The following is a 16,112-nucleotide window of genomic DNA, read 5'->3' on the forward strand; positions in this document are numbered from 1 at the left end:
GGATATTGATCGCCATTTTGAGATCAAGGAACGCACATGGAACAACGCCGTTTTTCCGGCAAAGGCCACTGGTATCACGAGACCCAGTCAAACCACGCGCAGACTGATGTTCTGCCCCTGGTGCCCGAAGCCGCTAACGTCGACGATCGTTTTTTGCTCGATTTAGCCTTGCCTGATGAGATTGTCGCCGCCTGTTCTGGCTGGCTTGCTCCTGCCAGAGCCTTATGCCACCAGCTGTTTCCGCTCTCGATTCCCGTGAACCGCCTGCATACGCTCAGCGCCTACGATCGGCTCAGTTCCGCGCTAACCGTCGCACAGGCCTGCGGCGTTCAACGGCTCTGTAACCACTATGCCGCCCTCCTCGCCCCGCTTCCCGGCCCGGACTCCTCGCGCGAAAGCAACCGACGTCTGGCGCAAATTACGCAGTATGCCCGCCAGCTCTCCAGCTCTCCTGATGTGATCGATGATAAAGCCCGCAACCAGCTTGATGAGGTGGGCCTGTCCACGTACGACATCGTTGTAATTAACCAGATTATCGGCTTTATCGGTTTTCAGGCGCGCGTGGTCGCAATTTTCCAGGCCCTGCTGGGACATCCTGTTCGCTGGTTGCCGGGACATCATATTCAGCCGCACACGCTCCCCGCGAGCCACGATTCGTGGACGCCGCTTTTACCTGTCGTTGAGCTGCGCTATGCGAATGCGCATCAGCTTGAGTCCTTGTCCCGCTGGCAGGCTGAACCCGCGCTTGAGGCGTTGACGCCGGTTCTTTGTCATGAACCGACGCTGCTCGATCTGACCGGCGAAATCCTGTTAAAAACTCGCGAAGAGATCCCGATGACGTCTCCCGCACTTTCAGCGGCGCTCGAACTGCTGACACGCTCTCCGGACCGCTTCAGCGCCGCGCAGTTTACCCCGATCACGGATCAAGGGCTCACGGGCGAACAAGCCATCACGCTGCTTACCCGGAGTGCGTTTGATGGCTGGCTTAATCGTCTGAAAGTCGCGTTTGGTAAAGAGGAATAACCACACTCATTACCCAAAGACCGCTTGCTGAGACAGTGAGAATCGCGTAAAACTGTCAGCCGCTCAATGGCTACGAAAATAGAACATTATGTTTCAGGACAACCCGCTGCTAGCGCAGCTTAAACAGCAACTGCATTCCCAGACGCCGCGTGCAGAAGGGGTCGTAAAAGCCACGGAAAAGGGCTTTGGCTTCCTTGAGGTTGACGCGCAGAAAAGCTACTTCATTCCGCCTCCGCAGATGAAGAAAGTGATGCATGGCGATCGCGTCATGGCCGTCATTCATACCGAGAAGGACCGCGAGTCTGCCGAGCCGGAAGAACTGATCGAACCGTTCCTGACCCGTTTTGTGGGTAAGGTACAGAGAAAAGACGATCGTCTTTCTATCGTGCCGGACCATCCCCTGCTGAAAGATGCTATTCCCTGCCGCGCCGCCCGTGGCGTTGAGCATGATTTTAAAGAAGGTGACTGGGCCGTAGCAGAAATGCGCCGTCATCCTCTGAAAGGCGATCGCGGTTTTTATGCTGAACTGACCCAGTTCATCACCTTTGGCGCCGACCATTTCGTGCCATGGTGGGTCACCCTGGCACGCCATAATCTTGAAAAAGAAGCGCCGAACGGCGTAGCGACCGAGATGCAGGATGAGGGTCTGACCCGTCGCGATCTTACCGCGCTGGAGTTTGTCACCATCGACAGCGCCAGCACAGAAGATATGGATGACGCGCTGTACGCTGAAGAGAGCGCCGACGGCAAACTGCATCTGACCGTTGCCATTGCCGATCCCACCGCATGGATTGCCGAGGGCAGCAAGCTGGATGACGCGGCGAAAATCCGTGCGTTCACCAACTACCTGCCGGGCTTCAATATTCCGATGCTGCCGCGCGAATTGTCAGACGATCTCTGCTCGCTGCGTCCAAATGAAGTGCGCCCGGTCCTTGCCTGCCGCATGACTATCGCCGCAGATGGCGCGATTGAAGACGATATCGAGTTCTTCGCCGCCACTATCGAGTCGAAAGCCAAGCTTGCCTACGATAACGTCTCCGACTGGCTGGAAAATACCGGTAGCTGGAAACCTGATTCCGACGCCATTGCCGCGCAGATCCGTCTCCTGCATCGCATCTGCCTGAACCGCGGCGAGTGGCGTAAAACTCACGCGCTGGTGTTCAAGGACCGCCCTGATTATCGCTTTGTTCTGGGCGAGAAAGGCGAAGTGCTGGACATCGTGGCCGAACCGCGACGCATTGCAAACCGCATCGTTGAAGAGGCGATGATTTCCGCCAACATCTGTGCCGCACGCGTACTGCGCGACAAACTGGGCTTTGGCATTTACAACGTTCACACCGGGTTTGACCCGGCGAATACCGAAGCGCTGGCGGCCCTGCTGAAGAATCACGATGTGCACGTTGATCCGGAAGAAGTGCTGACGCTGCCGGGCTTCTGCAAGCTTCGCCGCGAACTGGACGCGCAACCGTCAGGCTTCCTGGACAGCCGCATTCGTCGCTTCCAGTCATTCGCTGAAATCAGCACCGAGCCTGGGCCGCACTTTGGTCTTGGCCTCGAAGCCTACGCCACCTGGACATCGCCGATCCGTAAGTATGGCGATATGGTTAACCACCGTCTGCTGAAAGCGATTATCAAAGGTGAAACCATTGCCCGTCCTCAGGAGGACACCACGCAGCAGATGGCCGATCGTCGCCGTCTGAACCGTATGGCGGAACGTGACGTTGGGGACTGGCTGTACGCACGCTTCCTGCAGGATAAAGCCGGTACGGACACCCGTTTTGCCGCAGAGATCATCGATATTAGCCGCGGGGGGATGCGCGTCCGTCTGGTCGATAACGGCGCCGTCGCGTTTATTCCTGCGCCATTCCTGCATGCGGTTCGCGACGAAATGGTCTGTAGTCAGGAAAACGGTACCGTGCAAATCAAAGGTGAAACAGTTTACAAAGTCACCGACGTGATTGACGTTAATATCGCCGAAGTCCGCATGGAAACCCGCAGTATTATCGCGCGTCCTGTCGCCTGATAACCGCTTCAACTGTCGGTCTTTTCGTTTCGGAAGGGCCGACAATTTTTATTTTTATCCCCGCCACAAAATCATTATTTTTCCTTACTATTTTCAGTATCCCTTCGCCCAAAATCGCCAGAATTATCTACAGTAAAAGAGTGTTGTTATATTCGGTTGCGTGAATTTTTATACGCTCAGTATCCTTTTTAACCTGACTCGTTTTATTATAAGAAAGCAGGGAAAAACAACAGGTTCACTTCGGTTTTGCCGCTGTTTCTCAACGGAAAAGTCGACAACAAATGAATAATTTGTGCGCTAATGAACAGCTGCGGGAGAAAACATGATGGACGATCTGGAGCAGAATTTGCTGTTTCGCTACATGGGGACTCACAGCCCGTGGTGGCGCTTGTCAGCTGACAGCAACGCTCTGCACCTTTCCACCAGCGAAAATGCCGATGTCACTCAGGTCGTGGCGCTGGACGATGAACAGGCCGATCTCATCCGTCATTTAACCGTTATTACCTCCAGCATTTCCATGTCGCTCTCCCTGTACGGAGAAGATGTCCCGGTGCATCTTGTGGGCCGCAAAATTACCCGTAACGAGTGGGCCGGAACCGCTTCCGCCTGGAACGATACGCCCTCCGTGGCGCGCGATCTGGCTCAAGGGCTCTCTTTTGCGGAACAGGTTGTCTCTGAGGCCAACTCCGTGATTGTTATTCTCGATCGGCACGGCAACATCCAGCGTTTTAACCGGCTTAGCGAAGAGTATACCGGCCTGAAAGAGCAGGAAGTGATTGGCCAGAACGTGTTTAAGCTGTTTATGAGCCGCAGCGAAGCGGCCGCTTCAAAGCGCAATATTACCGGTTTTTTTCGCAACGGCAGCTCCTACGAAGTCGAACGCTGGATCAAAACGCGTAAAGGGCAGCGGCTGTTTCTGTTCAGAAACAAATTCGTTCACAGCGGCAGCGGTAAAAATGAAATTTTCCTTATCTGTTCCGGGACCGATATTACCGAGGAGCGCCGCGCTCAGGAGCGGCTGCGCGTGCTGGCCAATACCGATACCATCACCGGCTTGCCAAACCGCAATGCGATCCACGATCTGATTTCTGACGCCATCGCCAACCGCGGCGACACGCAGGTAGGCGTGGTGTATCTCGATCTGGATAACTTTAAAAAGGTCAACGACGCTTACGGGCATATGTTTGGCGATCAGCTGTTACAGGCTGTCGCCCTCGCCATTTTGAGCTGTCTGGATGAGGAACAGGTGCTGGCGCGACTGGGCGGTGATGAGTTTATCGTCATGGCCACCAATACCTCACAGGGCTCTCTGGAGGCGATGGCGTCGCGCATTTTAACCCGTCTGCGCCAGCCGTTCCGAATCGGTCTGATTGAGATTTATACCGGCTGCTCTCTGGGTATCGCCCTCGCCCCACAGCATGGTAGCGACCGGGAAAGCGTCATTCGTAACGCCGATACCGCCATGTACACCGCCAAAGAGAACGGCCGGGGCAAATTCTGCGTCTTCTCGCCCGAGATGAACCAGCGCGTATTTGAGTATCTCTGGCTGGATACCAACCTGCGTAAAGCACTGGATAACGATCAGCTTCTAATCCACTATCAGCCCAAAATAACCTGGCGTGGAGAAGTCAGAAGTCTTGAAGCACTGGTCCGCTGGCAATCACCAGAACGCGGTCTGATCCCGCCGCTGGAGTTTATCTCTTATGCCGAGGAGTCGGGGCTGATTGTGCCGCTGGGGCGCTGGGTGATGCTCGATGTGGTTCGCCAGGTGGCAAAATGGCGCGATAAGGGAATTAACCTGCGCGTGGCGGTGAACGTCTCTGCACGACAGCTGGCCGACCAGACTATCTTCAGCGACTTAAAGCAGGCGCTGAAGGATCTGAATTTTGAATACTGCCCGGTCGACGTCGAGTTGACCGAAAGCTGTCTTATCGAGAACGAAGAGCTGGCGCTCTCCGTGATCCAGCAGTTCAGCAGACTCGGCGCGCAAATTCATCTGGATGATTTTGGCACCGGCTACTCTTCTCTTTCGCAGCTCGCCCGCTTCCCTATCGACGCCATTAAACTCGATCAATCCTTTGTCAGGGACATTCATAAGCAGTCTATTTCCCAGTCACTGGTGCGCGCTATTGTCGCCGTGGCGCAGGCGTTAAATCTGCAGGTAATTGCCGAAGGTGTGGAAAATGCAAAAGAAGACGCCTTTCTGACCAAGAACGGCGTCAACGAGCGGCAGGGTTTTCTGTTTGCTAAGCCGATGCCCGCTGCCGCATTCGAGCGGTGGCTAAAACGATATCAAGCGCGAAATCAACGTTAACTGGCTTTACGCAGACCCGCCGCGTGATGGCGGTTTTGCAGCGTGACCAGGCGCTCCATGTAGGCGATATCTTTCGGCTCCAGGCAGAAAGCAGCATCCACCCAGTCTTCCGTTATGTCCATCAGTTCACTGCGGGGCAATTGCAGAACGCGGGTACGGGCGCGCAGCATCGCCCTTACGCCGTTCAGTTTTGGCCGCAGCGTATCGATGAAGGTTCGGGTGGAGACATAGCTTTGTCCGGGTTCAAACAGGACTTCCACCAGCCCGTGCTGCTCGTACCATTCAGCCGTATGGGATTCCCCTTTGTAGATGAGTTCCTCCGCCAGCTTCATGCCTGAACGGCGTGCAACCAGGGAATATCCTCCCATACCCGGAAACAGGTTGAAGGCTATCTCCGGGAAACCTAAACGGGCATCGCGCTGAGCCAGGACGAAATGGTGCGCCAGAGCGGCCTCAAAACCACCTCCTAACGCACTGCCCTCGACCATTGCCAGAGTGATGGCTCCCGTATCAAACCCTCGTGAGGCCGCATGGACGCAATCAACGCAGGCGCGCGCGTACGCCCGCAACGCTTCCCGACGTCCGTTCTGAATGCACTCGACGAAGAACTGTAAGTCACCGCCCACATTGTACATCTCCGGAACCAGCGATCCGGTTACCCAAAAATCAACCGCAAAGCCAGACTGGCGAACCAGCCATGAAAAGTTCATGATCTCCTCAATTAACGCATGGTTAAAGCAAGGTCGCGGCTGAGCCCGCAGCATCATCCAGACGGTGTGACGCTCCGCCTCGTAATAACCCGACAGCTGCGTGAACCGTTCAGTGTCGGTAAACAGTGTACAGGTAGGCTGATTGATAACTGTCATAGTCTAATTCCTCTTATAAAAAAGCGCCTTGCGCGCAGTTTTAGACTAATCCACTCATTAAGCCTGCTGCATGAGGGGGAATAAATTTATCACTTACGTTTATGTAATTTAGTTATTGCATTTTTTCCCTTCTCTTTTGACCCTAATTTCTGCATCATTGAAAATATTAACTTTTCGCGCCTGGAGTGAGATTATGTCGACTATTGACGCACAAGCTGTAGCACAACGAATTGATACCGTGCTGGATATCCTGGTGGCAGGCGATTATCACTCTGCTATCCGTAATCTCGAGATCCTGAAGTCTGAACTTCTCGCTCAGAATGGCGCTGACAATACGCCTGAAAACGGACAGCCAAAAGCGCCGTGGGAAGTTTAACCCCACCGTCTCCGACCTCGTTTCGCTTTATTAAATGGATGCTATGAATTCCCGACAACAACTCATTTTGCAGATGGTCATCGATCAGGGACGCGTAAGCGTAGTCGATCTCGCTAAAACCACTGGCGTTTCTGAAGTCACCATCCGTCAGGATCTTAATCTGCTGGAAAAACAGAGCTATCTGCGTCGTGCGCACGGATATGCTGTCCCTCTGGACAGTGATGACGTTGAGACGCGCATGATGAACAACTACGCGCTCAAACGTGAACTGGCTGAATTTGCCGCGTCCCTGGTGAACAACGGCGAGACCGTCTTTATTGAAAACGGCAGCAGTAATGCCCTTCTGGCGCGCACGCTTGCCGATCAAAAAGACGTGACCATCATCACCGTCAGCAGCTATATCGCGCATTTGCTCAAAGAGACGCGCTGCGAGGTGATACTGCTCGGCGGAATTTACCAGAAAAAAAGCGAAAGCATGGTAGGCCCGCTGACCCGTCAGTACGTCCAGCAGGTTCATTTCAGCAAGGCCTTTATTGGGATTGACGGCTGGCAGCCGGAGACAGGTTTTACCGGTCGGGATATGATGCGCTCTGACGTAGTGAATGCCGTCCTGGAAAAAGAGTGTGAAGCCATTGTGCTCACAGACAGCTCTAAATTTGGCGCCGTTCACCCTTACACGATGGGCCCCGTTTCACGCTTTAGCCGTGTGATTACCGACGAGCGGTTGAGCGACGCGCACCGTAATAAACTGGAAGACAGTGGTCTGATCGTCAATATTATTAAAACCAGCGCCTGACTCCCCTCCGCGCCCGAACTTCGGGCGCATACGCCTTTCTTTCTCTGAGATGATTCTTAACCCTGCTTTAAGAGTTTTTACCTGTTTAACCTGCATTAAAGTCGTAAAATTACTGTTAGCGATATAACAGGAAGTGACTATCACCTGCGTGATGAAGTAACGCCTGCGCGACCAGCTTTCACGGGAAAAAGAATTAAGTATTCGATTCGTCTATACTTAATGCGTACATCTTTCCGTGAATCGATAATTCAGGAGAAAGTATTATGACCTTAACCAGCAAAAAATTAGCCGCCGCTGTTCTGGCAATCACTGTAGCAATGTCCCTGAGCGCGTGCTCTAACTGGTCTAAACGCGACCGTAACACCGCTATTGGTGCCGGTGCCGGTGCTCTCGGTGGTGCAGTATTAACGGATGGTAGTACGCTGGGTACATTAGGTGGCGCTGCTGTCGGTGGTATTATCGGTCACCAGGTTGGCAAATAATAATTATCCAAGCCTTCCCCGGTAATGCGATATTTAAACGCATTTCAGGTCTGACATACGCACGTATATAACACGAGCCACGGCATTTGCCGTGGCTCATTTATTTTAGCCGCCTGCCAGTTTGACTTTCATACCTTTGGCTTCCAGCAGAGATTTAATTAAATCACGTTTATCACCCTGGATTTCAATAATGCCGTCTTTCACGGCACCGCCGCAGCCACATTTCTTTTTCAGTTCGGCTGCCAGCGCTGTCAGTTCAGCATCATCAAGGTCAATGCCGGAGATAAGACAAACCCCTTTTCCTTTTCGTCCACTGGTCTGGCGCTGGATCCGAACAATGCCGTCCCCCTTTGGACGTTCCACTTTCGCTTTCGGTTCGTCAATACGCCCGCTATCGGTTGAATAGACCAGGCGGCTGTTGGAATCGGTCATTACGCCCCCTTCTTCAGCGATGCGTTAATAGCCTTAAGCGTCTCAGCCGGGTTTGCAGACTGCGTCACCGGACGCCCAATGACCATGTAGTCAACGCCTGCAGCCAGCGCCTGCTCAGGCGTCATAATGCGGCGCTGATCGCCCACGTCGCTGCCTGCAGGACGGATACCCGGCGTGACGAGTTTAAAATCCTTGCCCAGCGCTGATTTGAAACGTACCGCTTCCTGCGCGGAGCAGACGACGCCATCCAGGCCGCAATGCTGGGTCAGACGCGCGAGGCGCTCAGCGTGCTCTGCTGGTGACAACGTCACACCCAGGTCGCGTAAATCGCTTTCGTCCATACTGGTCAGCACGGTGACCGCAATCAGCAACGGTGCATCTTTACCGAACGGCAGGAGCGCCTCACGGGCAGCGGTCATCATTCTTGCCCCACCCGACGCGTGGACATTAACCATCCATACGCCCAACTCTGCGGCTGCGGCAACGGCGTGCGCCGTGGTATTCGGGATATCATGGAATTTCAGATCGAGGAAAACGTCAAAGCCGCGCTGCTGCAGATCGCGAACGATTTGCGGTCCAAACAGCGTGAACATCTCTTTGCCAACTTTCAGACGGCAGTCGCGAGGGTCAATGCCGTCGACAAACGCCAGTGCAGCGTCACGCTTATTGTAATCAAGCGCAACAACAACAGGAGAATCCGTAATAACTCGGGAAGTGGAGGATGTAACAGACGTCATGACCAGCCCTTTTCGTCTATGGGCGCGCAGCGGCGCGGAACAGATAAACGGCCAGCATTCTACCTGCCGTCGTCGCAAATTGACAGAATCCATTTATTTCCCTGACAGGCCAGCAAACCGCACGGTGTTGAGAAACCGTTAAAAGCCATCAGTATGTTGTAACTAAAATGAAGGCTTTTAAAAAAATTACTGCCCGTCCAGGCCACGGATTGGCTTGATAGTGGACCAGGCGCGGCAGGAAGGACAGTGCCAGTAGAGCGTATACGCGGTAAAACCACACTTCTGACAACGATAGCGTGGCTTGCTACGCACCTGCTCGCCAACCATATCGCGCAGCACCATCAGGCTCTCTTTGGCGCGCCCTTCTTCAGCATCGTTCAGGTGGTAATCCATCAGCTTATGGAAGACCCGCATGGTCGGATGACGCTGCAGCTGACGCGTAATGTAAACCTGCGCGGTGTCGCTTCCTTCATACTGTTCAACGACGTCTGAGAGCATCAGTTCAGCGGTGGCACCGGTGTTCTCTTCCACGCAGCGACGCAGGAATGCTACCCACTCTTCCTGCTTATCCAGCTGCTGATAGCAGGTTTGCAGCATTTCCAGCGTTTCACTGACCAGCTCTTTGTCCTGGTCGATCACCCGCAGCAGGCTTTCAACGGCTTTGGCGTAGTCGCCATTCGCCATAAACACGCGCCCCATCATGATGGAGATTCGCGCGCTGTTTCGATCCGCGGCGGCACCTTTCTTCAGTAACGCCATGGCTTTGTCCATGTCGTCATTGCCCATCTGCTGAAGCGCAAGCTCACAGTAGAAATGGGCTATCTCAACGCGCTGCTTATCTTTCCCCAGCTTCACCAGACGTTCAGCCGTATCAATGGCTTTCTGCCAGTCGCTGGTGGCCTGATAAATCTGCAGGAGCTGCTGCAGCGCGCCGATGCGGAAATCTGTTTCATCCACCAGTTGGGAGAACATATCTTCAGCGCGATCGTACAACCCCGCGGCCATGTAATCCCGCCCCAGCTGTTGCACTGCAAGTAGACGTTGATCGTAGGTCAGAGAGGCGCTTTCCATCAGCGTCTGGTGAATACGAATGGCGCGGTCAACCTCGCCGCGAGAGCGGAACAGGTTTCCCAGGGTGAGATGCGCTTCAACCGTCCCGGTATCCTCTTTCAGCATATCGAGGAACAGGTCTACCGCTTTGTCCTGCTGATTGCTCAGGAGGAAGTTTACCCCCGCAACGTAGTCGCGGGAGAGCCGATTGGCCTCATCCTGTTTTGTTTGTTGCGCACTTCTGCGGCCCATATACCAGCCATAGGCTGCGGCTACAGGCAAAAGCAGAAACAACAACTCCAGCATAGTCGATTATTCCTTCACGACCGGCACGCCAGAGCTTTCCGGGATGTCAGACGCAGGGGCAATGTTATTTTCAAGTCGCTTAATTTTACGTTCAGCGCGCGCAAGCGAAACACGGACTTTCAGCCAGAACAGACCGCAAACCAGCCAGCCAATGGCAAAGCCGGCAGCAAATAAGACCGCCAGCAGGCTCGAGACGCGATACTCACCCTGAGCCAGCAGATAGTTAAACGTCACCTGCTGATCGTTTTGTGCACCCAACGTGACTGAAATGACAAAAATCGCCAATACCAGTAAGAAAATGAGTAAATATTTCACATTACTTCCCGTTATGTGGTTCAAGCGAATAAAGTGTGTTCAATTTACCGCAATCAGCCTTATAAACTACCATTTTAGCGACGAGCGCGAAACGGAAAAAGTGACGCGCAGGTCATGGATCTATGGGCAAAATACGGAATATCAACCGTCAGGCGTCGGTTTGGTCCCTTTCGGCTATTTCTTCTTTCTCTTCTGGCGGTGGCGTTAGCGGGCCGCAGAATCGTTCAGTGAGCCAGGTCGCCAGCACGATCAGCAGCCATGAGATGAGCGTGGCGACGACCAGGTCGCGCGGCCAGTGCATCCCCAGCAGCAAGCGGCTTCCCATAACCCCCGTCGCCCAGACCAGTAAAATCGCAATCGTAATCGTTCGACGCCTTGGCCAAAGCAGCCCAACCCCCAGTAACGCCCAGCTGGCCGCAAACATGGTGTGACCCGAAGGAAACGCGAACCCCGTCTCTTTCTGCCAGTGTTTACGCAAGAATTTCGGGATATCCTGCTGTTCCGCAAGCTGTTCTTTTACCAGCGCGCCACGATCTTTACGCTTTAAATTGTAGAACTCATCCACCGGAACATGATGGGTTTTTTCCAGCCAGACGACAAAAGGACGCGGCTCCTGAACGCGATCCTTCACCCAGGACTTCACCCCCTGACCGACAATGATAGCGCCACCGAGGATAGCAAAGAGCATCAGTGCCGCGCGCAGGCGAAAGCGCAGGCACCACAGAAACCAGGCGCACAGGAGTACGTGGGTAATTATTCCCCACGGCTGGGTGACCGTTTCCGTTATCCAGTATAAGGTTTTCAGCCACATGGCATTATGCCCGGGCTGCCACATCCAGCCTGAAAGCCATACGGTCAGAGGCATAATCAGTAAAATGGCCGCACCTGCTGCCGTACGTCTGGCGATTGAAAGCATGTCTTCTCCTTTTTCGCTAAGCGTCACAATCATAACTGAAATTAATCCTTTGGGTGGATATGTCGGATCGTGCGTTTAACGTTCATATAGCATGGTGCCCATTAGGCGAACCTGCTGAGCTTGTGGCAAAATGAACTGATACAGAAAGCAAAACAGGGCAAAGGCACGAAACGTGTCAGCCTACTCTGGAGAATCACATGCAGCTTAAACGTGTGGCAGAAGCCAAACTGCCAACCCCATGGGGCGATTTCCTGATGGTGGGTTTTGAAGAACTGGCAACCGGACAGGATCATGTCGCGCTGGTGTATGGCGACATTTCAGGGCAGACGCCGGTGCTGTCCCGCGTCCATTCAGAGTGTCTCACCGGCGACGCGCTGTTCAGCCTGCGCTGTGATTGTGGTTTCCAGCTGGAAGCCGCCCTGTCTCATATTGCTGAAGAAGGCCGCGGCGTGCTGCTTTATCACCGTCAGGAAGGTCGTAATATTGGCCTGCTAAATAAAATTCGCGCCTACGCGCTTCAGGATCAGGGCTACGATACGGTTGAAGCAAACCATCAGCTCGGCTTTGCCGCTGACGAACGCGACTTCACCTTGTGCGCCGATATGTTCAAGCTGCTGGGCGTGGACGAAGTTCGCCTGCTGACCAATAACCCGAAAAAAGTGGAGATCCTGACCGAAGCGGGGATCAACATCGTCGAGCGTGTACCCCTGATTGTCGGCCGTAACCCGAAAAACGCCCACTATCTCGATACCAAAGCCGCCAAAATGGGCCATCTGCTGAAAGAGTGATGCTAAAAAGCCCGGCACGCGTGCCGGGCTCGTATCATCAATCCAGCATCTTACGAATCACATAATGTAAAATGCCGTCGTTCTGGTAATAGGTCAGCTCGGTTGCCGTATCTATACGGCACCGGCAATCCAGCACCTCGGTTTTCCCGTCTGCACGGGTTAACTTCACCGGCACCGTTTTACCCGGCAGCAGGCTTTGCAGACCGCTAATCTCAATCAGCTCTTCCCCGGTCAGGCCCAGCGTTTTACGCGTCACGCCCTGCGGGAACTCAAGCGGCAGGATCCCCATACCGATCAGATTCGAACGGTGAATACGTTCGAACGATTCGGCGATGACCACGCGAACGCCAAGCAGACGCGGACCTTTCGCCGCCCAGTCGCGGCTGGAGCCGGAACCGTACTCTTTCCCGGCGATCACCGCCAGCGGCGTACCTTCCTGCTGATATTTGACCGCCGCATCATAAATCGACACGACTTCCGTCCCCGGCAGATGACGGGTCATGCCCCCTTCCACGCCTGGTACCATTTCGTTACGAATGCGGATGTTGGCAAAGGTCCCGCGCATCATCACCTCATGGTTGCCGCGACGCGATCCGTAGGAGTTAAAATCGCGACGCTCGACGCCCCGGCTCTGCAGGTAACGGCCCGCCGGGCTATCGGCTTTGATACTCCCCGCCGGAGAGATATGATCCGTCGTGACGGAATCTCCCAGCATCGCCAGGATGCGCGCGCCGTGGATATCCTTAAGCGGTGCCGGCTCGGCCAGCATCTCATCAAAGAACGGCGACAGACGAATATAGGTCGAGTCATCCTGCCAGCCATAGGTATCCGAACCTGCAACGTTGATGGCTTTCCATTCCGGCGTGCCTTCAAAGACTTCCGCGTATTCTTTACGGAACATCTCGGTAGAAACCTTCTCAACGGCCAGCGCGATTTCACGCGATGATGGCCAGATATCTTTCAGGTAGACAGGGTCATTCTTGCGATCGTGACCAATCGGATCGGTCGCAAGGTTGATATTCATGTTCCCTGCCAGGGCATATGCCACAACCAGCGGCGGCGAGGCGAGCCAGTTAGTTTTCACCAGCGGGTGAATACGCCCTTCAAAGTTTCGGTTACCGGACAGGACCGCGCCTACCGTCAGGTCACCCTGCTTGATCGCCGTTTCAATGGGTTCAGGCAGCGGGCCGGAGTTACCAATACAGGTCGTACAGCCGTAGCCCACGAGGTTAAAGCCAAGTTCGTCAAGGTACGGCGTCAGTTTGGCCTGCGCCAGGTAATCCGATACCACTTTGGAACCCGGTGCCAGCGAGGCCTTGACCCATGGCTGAGGTTTTAGCCCAAGCTCTACCGCCTTTTTAGCCAACAAACCAGCCGCCATTAACACGCTGGGGTTCGAAGTGTTGGTGCAGGAGGTAATGGCTGCAATAACTACCGCGCCATCCGGGAGCTGATACTGATGTCCGTTCAGAACATAGTCTACGGGGCGATGGTCTTTCTGCGCCACGTTCACCTCCAGCGCATTGCTGGCGGCAAAGGCTTTTGGCACGTCACTCAGCGCAACCCGATCCTGCGGACGTTTCGGCCCGGCGAGGCTCGCCTCGACGCTTCCCATATCGAGTTCTAGCGTACTGGTGAAGACCGGTTCATCACCCGGGTTTCGCCACATGCCCTGCGCTTTGGTATAGGCCTCCACCAGCGCGACCTGCTCTTCGCTGCGCCCGCTAAGGCGCATGTATTCCAGCGTGACATCATCAATGGGGAAAAAGCCACAGGTTGCACCGTATTCCGGCGCCATATTGGCAATGGTGGCACGGTCGGCCAGTGGCAGCGAATCCAGACCATCACCGTAGAATTCTACAAACTTGCCCACCACACCATGCTTACGCAGCATCTGAGTGACGGTGAGCACCAGATCGGTGGCAGTAATGCCTTCAGACAGCTTACCGGTAAGCTTGAAGCCCACCACGTCAGGAATAAGCATGGACACCGGCTGGCCGAGCATGGCCGCTTCTGCTTCGATACCGCCGACGCCCCAGCCCAACACGCCCAGACCGTTAATCATAGTGGTATGGGAGTCCGTGCCCACCAGCGTGTCCGGATAGGCGACCCACTCTTTATCCTGCAACTCACTCCAGACGGCTTTCCCCAGATATTCAAGGTTAACCTGGTGACAAATACCGGTACCCGGCGGGACCACGCTAAACCGGCTGAACGCCTGCTGCCCCCACTTCAGGAAAACATACCGCTCGTGGTTACGTTCCATCTCGAGACGCACGTTCTCGCCAAAGGCGTCATCATCGCCAAAGCGGTCAACGGTTACGGAGTGGTCAATGACAAGGTCAACAGGGGAAAGCGGATTCACTTTTGCCGTATCTCCGCCGAGACGCTTAACGGCCTCGCGCATCGCGGCTAAATCAACGACGGCAGGGACACCGGTAAAGTCCTGCATCAGCACCCTGGCCGGGCGATAGGCGATTTCTCTGTCGGCATGGGCATTTTCAAGCCACCCTGCCAGCGCCTTGATATCATCGAGGGTGACAGAGTCACCATCCTGCCAGCGCAAAAGATTTTCCAGTAAAACTTTCAATGACTTGGGTAAACGCGAAATGTCCCCAAGCGTTCTGGCAGCCAGCGGCAGGCTGTAGTAATGCCAGGTTTTATTTTCTGCCTGTAATGTGTCCTTACTGGCTTCGCGTAGGGTTAACGACATAAGCTCCTCCTTAATCACAGAGATGCCCCGACAATCATCAGGGCCGTAATTAAAGATAACACAAAGATGTCGTAACGTTTTGATAACAACCCAAATTGATAAATTTAGGATTGGTCCCGAACGGGAAAACAAAAAACCCCGCCGTAGCGAGGTTTTACAATTTAGTGGAGGGCCAACCAGATGAGCTGACTCCAGAACAGAATCGACACGGTAAAAACGCCGATCCATGACCAGTATTTGTGAGACGTCATGTTATTCATCATAGGGACACCAGGCATTATTTATAAAAAGTTCCGAGGTTTGTCCTCAGTGCTATATTGCTGATGTGTATTTATTAAAGAGTACAAAAGTGCAGAGTCGATATTCAGACTATTTGCATCATTACGCAATAAACTAAATTATTGTTTTTTGGGTTCGTCTTCTGCGAACACATCAATAAACGCTTGCTGCTGCGGCGTCAGTTTCCAGGACGCGGGTACAACAGTCGCAGGCGCTTTACGCCCTCTGTGGCCGTTGTCACGATGCTGACACATCTGTTTTACCGTTTCTGTACGTACCGTCACTGCCATATTCAACCCCAATATTTCCAGGCCAGGAGAGCAACCACCACCCAAAACAGGGTAGAGACGAGAAAGACCGCCAGCCAGGCTTTACGCTTGAGCGCAGGATCCCTTTGCGGTTCTTCACTTCCTGAAGGCATTGCTAACCTCATACAATCGACATCGCTTATCATTTAGGACCAAACAATTGGTACAATTAATCATCTGTTGAGATAAATCCTAAAGAAACTTTAGCCGAAAAGCCAGTGAATTTACGCACCGGAAGGTATGAAATATTCATTCTTTTGACCAGAAATAAATAATTGAAAAGAAAAATTTGCGAAGGCGTAAATTAGTTTCTACTTTTGTCGCCAATTCACGACATTATAACCTTACTGATTAAATGGATAATGACATTATATGACAGGGGATACGT

General features: G+C 53.7%; 16 protein-coding genes. 7 read left to right on the forward strand and 9 right to left on the reverse strand.

Annotation, left to right across the window (positions count from 1 at the left end):
* The first annotated feature begins 36 nt into the window (after positions 1-36).
* The 3 genes from LRM19_RS07890 to pdeR all read left to right on the forward strand — a co-directional run bounded on the left by LRM19_RS07890 (position 37) and on the right by pdeR (position 5,360).
* Entirely contained in the window at positions 37-1,023 is a 987-nt protein-coding gene (locus LRM19_RS07890) for a CMD domain-containing protein (protein WP_271368131.1), read from the forward strand.
* 88 nt (positions 1,024-1,111) lie between these two features.
* Complete coding sequence (locus tag LRM19_RS07895; protein ID WP_136194975.1) at positions 1,112-3,046, forward strand: exoribonuclease II; 1,935 nt, start codon at positions 1,112-1,114, stop codon at positions 3,044-3,046.
* Between the two features lie 322 nt (positions 3,047-3,368).
* Positions 3,369-5,360: a cyclic di-GMP phosphodiesterase gene (pdeR, locus tag LRM19_RS07900; protein WP_115875422.1), complete on the forward strand. Its 1,992-nt coding sequence runs from the start codon at positions 3,369-3,371 to the stop codon at positions 5,358-5,360.
* Here pdeR and LRM19_RS07905 read toward each other — a convergent pair.
* Positions 5,357-6,226 (reverse strand): crotonase/enoyl-CoA hydratase family protein, encoded by an 870-nt coding sequence (locus LRM19_RS07905; protein ID WP_115875424.1) that lies wholly within the window; start codon positions 6,224-6,226, stop codon positions 5,357-5,359. The genes pdeR and LRM19_RS07905 overlap by 4 nt on opposite strands.
* Positions 6,227-6,419: 193 nt before the next feature.
* On the opposite strand from LRM19_RS07905, the gene LRM19_RS07910 reads away from it, so the two are divergent.
* The 3 genes from LRM19_RS07910 to osmB all read left to right on the forward strand — a co-directional run bounded on the left by LRM19_RS07910 (position 6,420) and on the right by osmB (position 7,880).
* Positions 6,420-6,602 carry a YciZ family protein gene (locus LRM19_RS07910; RefSeq protein WP_111965955.1) on the forward strand — a complete coding sequence of 61 codons (183 nt, stop codon included), beginning with the start codon at positions 6,420-6,422 and terminating at the stop codon, positions 6,600-6,602.
* Positions 6,603-6,645: 43 nt separating this feature from the next.
* Positions 6,646-7,398: a DNA-binding transcriptional regulator YciT gene (gene yciT, locus LRM19_RS07915; RefSeq protein ID WP_115875425.1), complete on the forward strand. Its 753-nt coding sequence runs from the start codon at positions 6,646-6,648 to the stop codon at positions 7,396-7,398.
* 263 nt (positions 7,399-7,661) lie between these two features.
* Positions 7,662-7,880 (forward strand): osmotically-inducible lipoprotein OsmB, encoded by a 219-nt coding sequence (gene osmB / locus LRM19_RS07920; protein ID WP_008501216.1) that lies wholly within the window; start codon positions 7,662-7,664, stop codon positions 7,878-7,880.
* A 105-nt stretch (positions 7,881-7,985) separates the two neighbouring features.
* Here osmB and yciH read toward each other — a convergent pair whose 3' ends face one another.
* The 5 genes from yciH to pgpB all read right to left on the reverse strand — a co-directional run bounded on the left by yciH (position 7,986) and on the right by pgpB (position 11,636).
* Positions 7,986-8,312 (reverse strand): stress response translation initiation inhibitor YciH, encoded by a 327-nt coding sequence (yciH, locus tag LRM19_RS07925; RefSeq protein ID WP_115875427.1) that lies wholly within the window; start codon positions 8,310-8,312, stop codon positions 7,986-7,988.
* On the reverse strand, positions 8,312-9,049 hold the full coding sequence (gene pyrF / locus LRM19_RS07930; RefSeq protein ID WP_115876075.1) for an orotidine-5'-phosphate decarboxylase: 738 nt from the start codon (positions 9,047-9,049) through the stop codon (positions 8,312-8,314). Before pyrF ends, yciH begins: the two co-directional genes overlap by 1 nt.
* 186 nt (positions 9,050-9,235) lie before the next feature.
* On the reverse strand, positions 9,236-10,405 hold the full coding sequence (lapB, locus tag LRM19_RS07935; protein ID WP_111965952.1) for a lipopolysaccharide assembly protein LapB: 1,170 nt from the start codon (positions 10,403-10,405) through the stop codon (positions 9,236-9,238).
* 6 nt (positions 10,406-10,411) lie between these two features.
* The gene (locus tag LRM19_RS07940; protein WP_023312067.1) at positions 10,412-10,720 is read right to left on the reverse strand and encodes a LapA family protein; all 309 of its coding nucleotides are present in this window, start codon (positions 10,718-10,720) and stop codon (positions 10,412-10,414) included.
* Positions 10,721-10,868: 148 nt separating this feature from the next.
* Positions 10,869-11,636: a phosphatidylglycerophosphatase B gene (gene pgpB, locus LRM19_RS07945; protein WP_115876076.1), complete on the reverse strand. Its 768-nt coding sequence runs from the start codon at positions 11,634-11,636 to the stop codon at positions 10,869-10,871.
* Between the two features lie 197 nt (positions 11,637-11,833).
* Here pgpB and ribA point away from each other — a divergent pair, with 197 nt between their 5' ends.
* Positions 11,834-12,424 carry a GTP cyclohydrolase II gene (gene ribA / locus LRM19_RS07950; protein WP_008501210.1) on the forward strand — a complete coding sequence of 197 codons (591 nt, stop codon included), beginning with the start codon at positions 11,834-11,836 and terminating at the stop codon, positions 12,422-12,424.
* Positions 12,425-12,461: 37 nt separating this feature from the next.
* Here ribA and acnA read toward each other — a convergent pair whose 3' ends face one another.
* The 3 genes from acnA to LRM19_RS07970 form a co-directional block, all read right to left on the reverse strand.
* Positions 12,462-15,137, reverse strand: coding sequence for an aconitate hydratase AcnA (gene acnA, locus LRM19_RS07955; protein ID WP_271368134.1), 2,676 nt, complete (start codon positions 15,135-15,137; stop codon positions 12,462-12,464).
* 161 nt (positions 15,138-15,298) lie between these two features.
* Positions 15,299-15,397, reverse strand: coding sequence for a small membrane protein YmiC (gene ymiC, locus LRM19_RS07960; RefSeq protein WP_032623144.1), 99 nt, complete (start codon positions 15,395-15,397; stop codon positions 15,299-15,301).
* A 311-nt stretch (positions 15,398-15,708) separates the two neighbouring features.
* Positions 15,709-15,849 carry a YmiA family putative membrane protein gene (locus LRM19_RS07970; protein WP_213327741.1) on the reverse strand — a complete coding sequence of 47 codons (141 nt, stop codon included), beginning with the start codon at positions 15,847-15,849 and terminating at the stop codon, positions 15,709-15,711.
* Positions 15,850-16,112 lie beyond the last annotated feature (263 nt).

The sequence above is a fragment of the Enterobacter sp. PI-10 genome, assembly GCF_027947695.1.
GTDB lineage: Bacteria > Pseudomonadota > Gammaproteobacteria > Enterobacterales > Enterobacteriaceae > Enterobacter > Enterobacter vonholyi.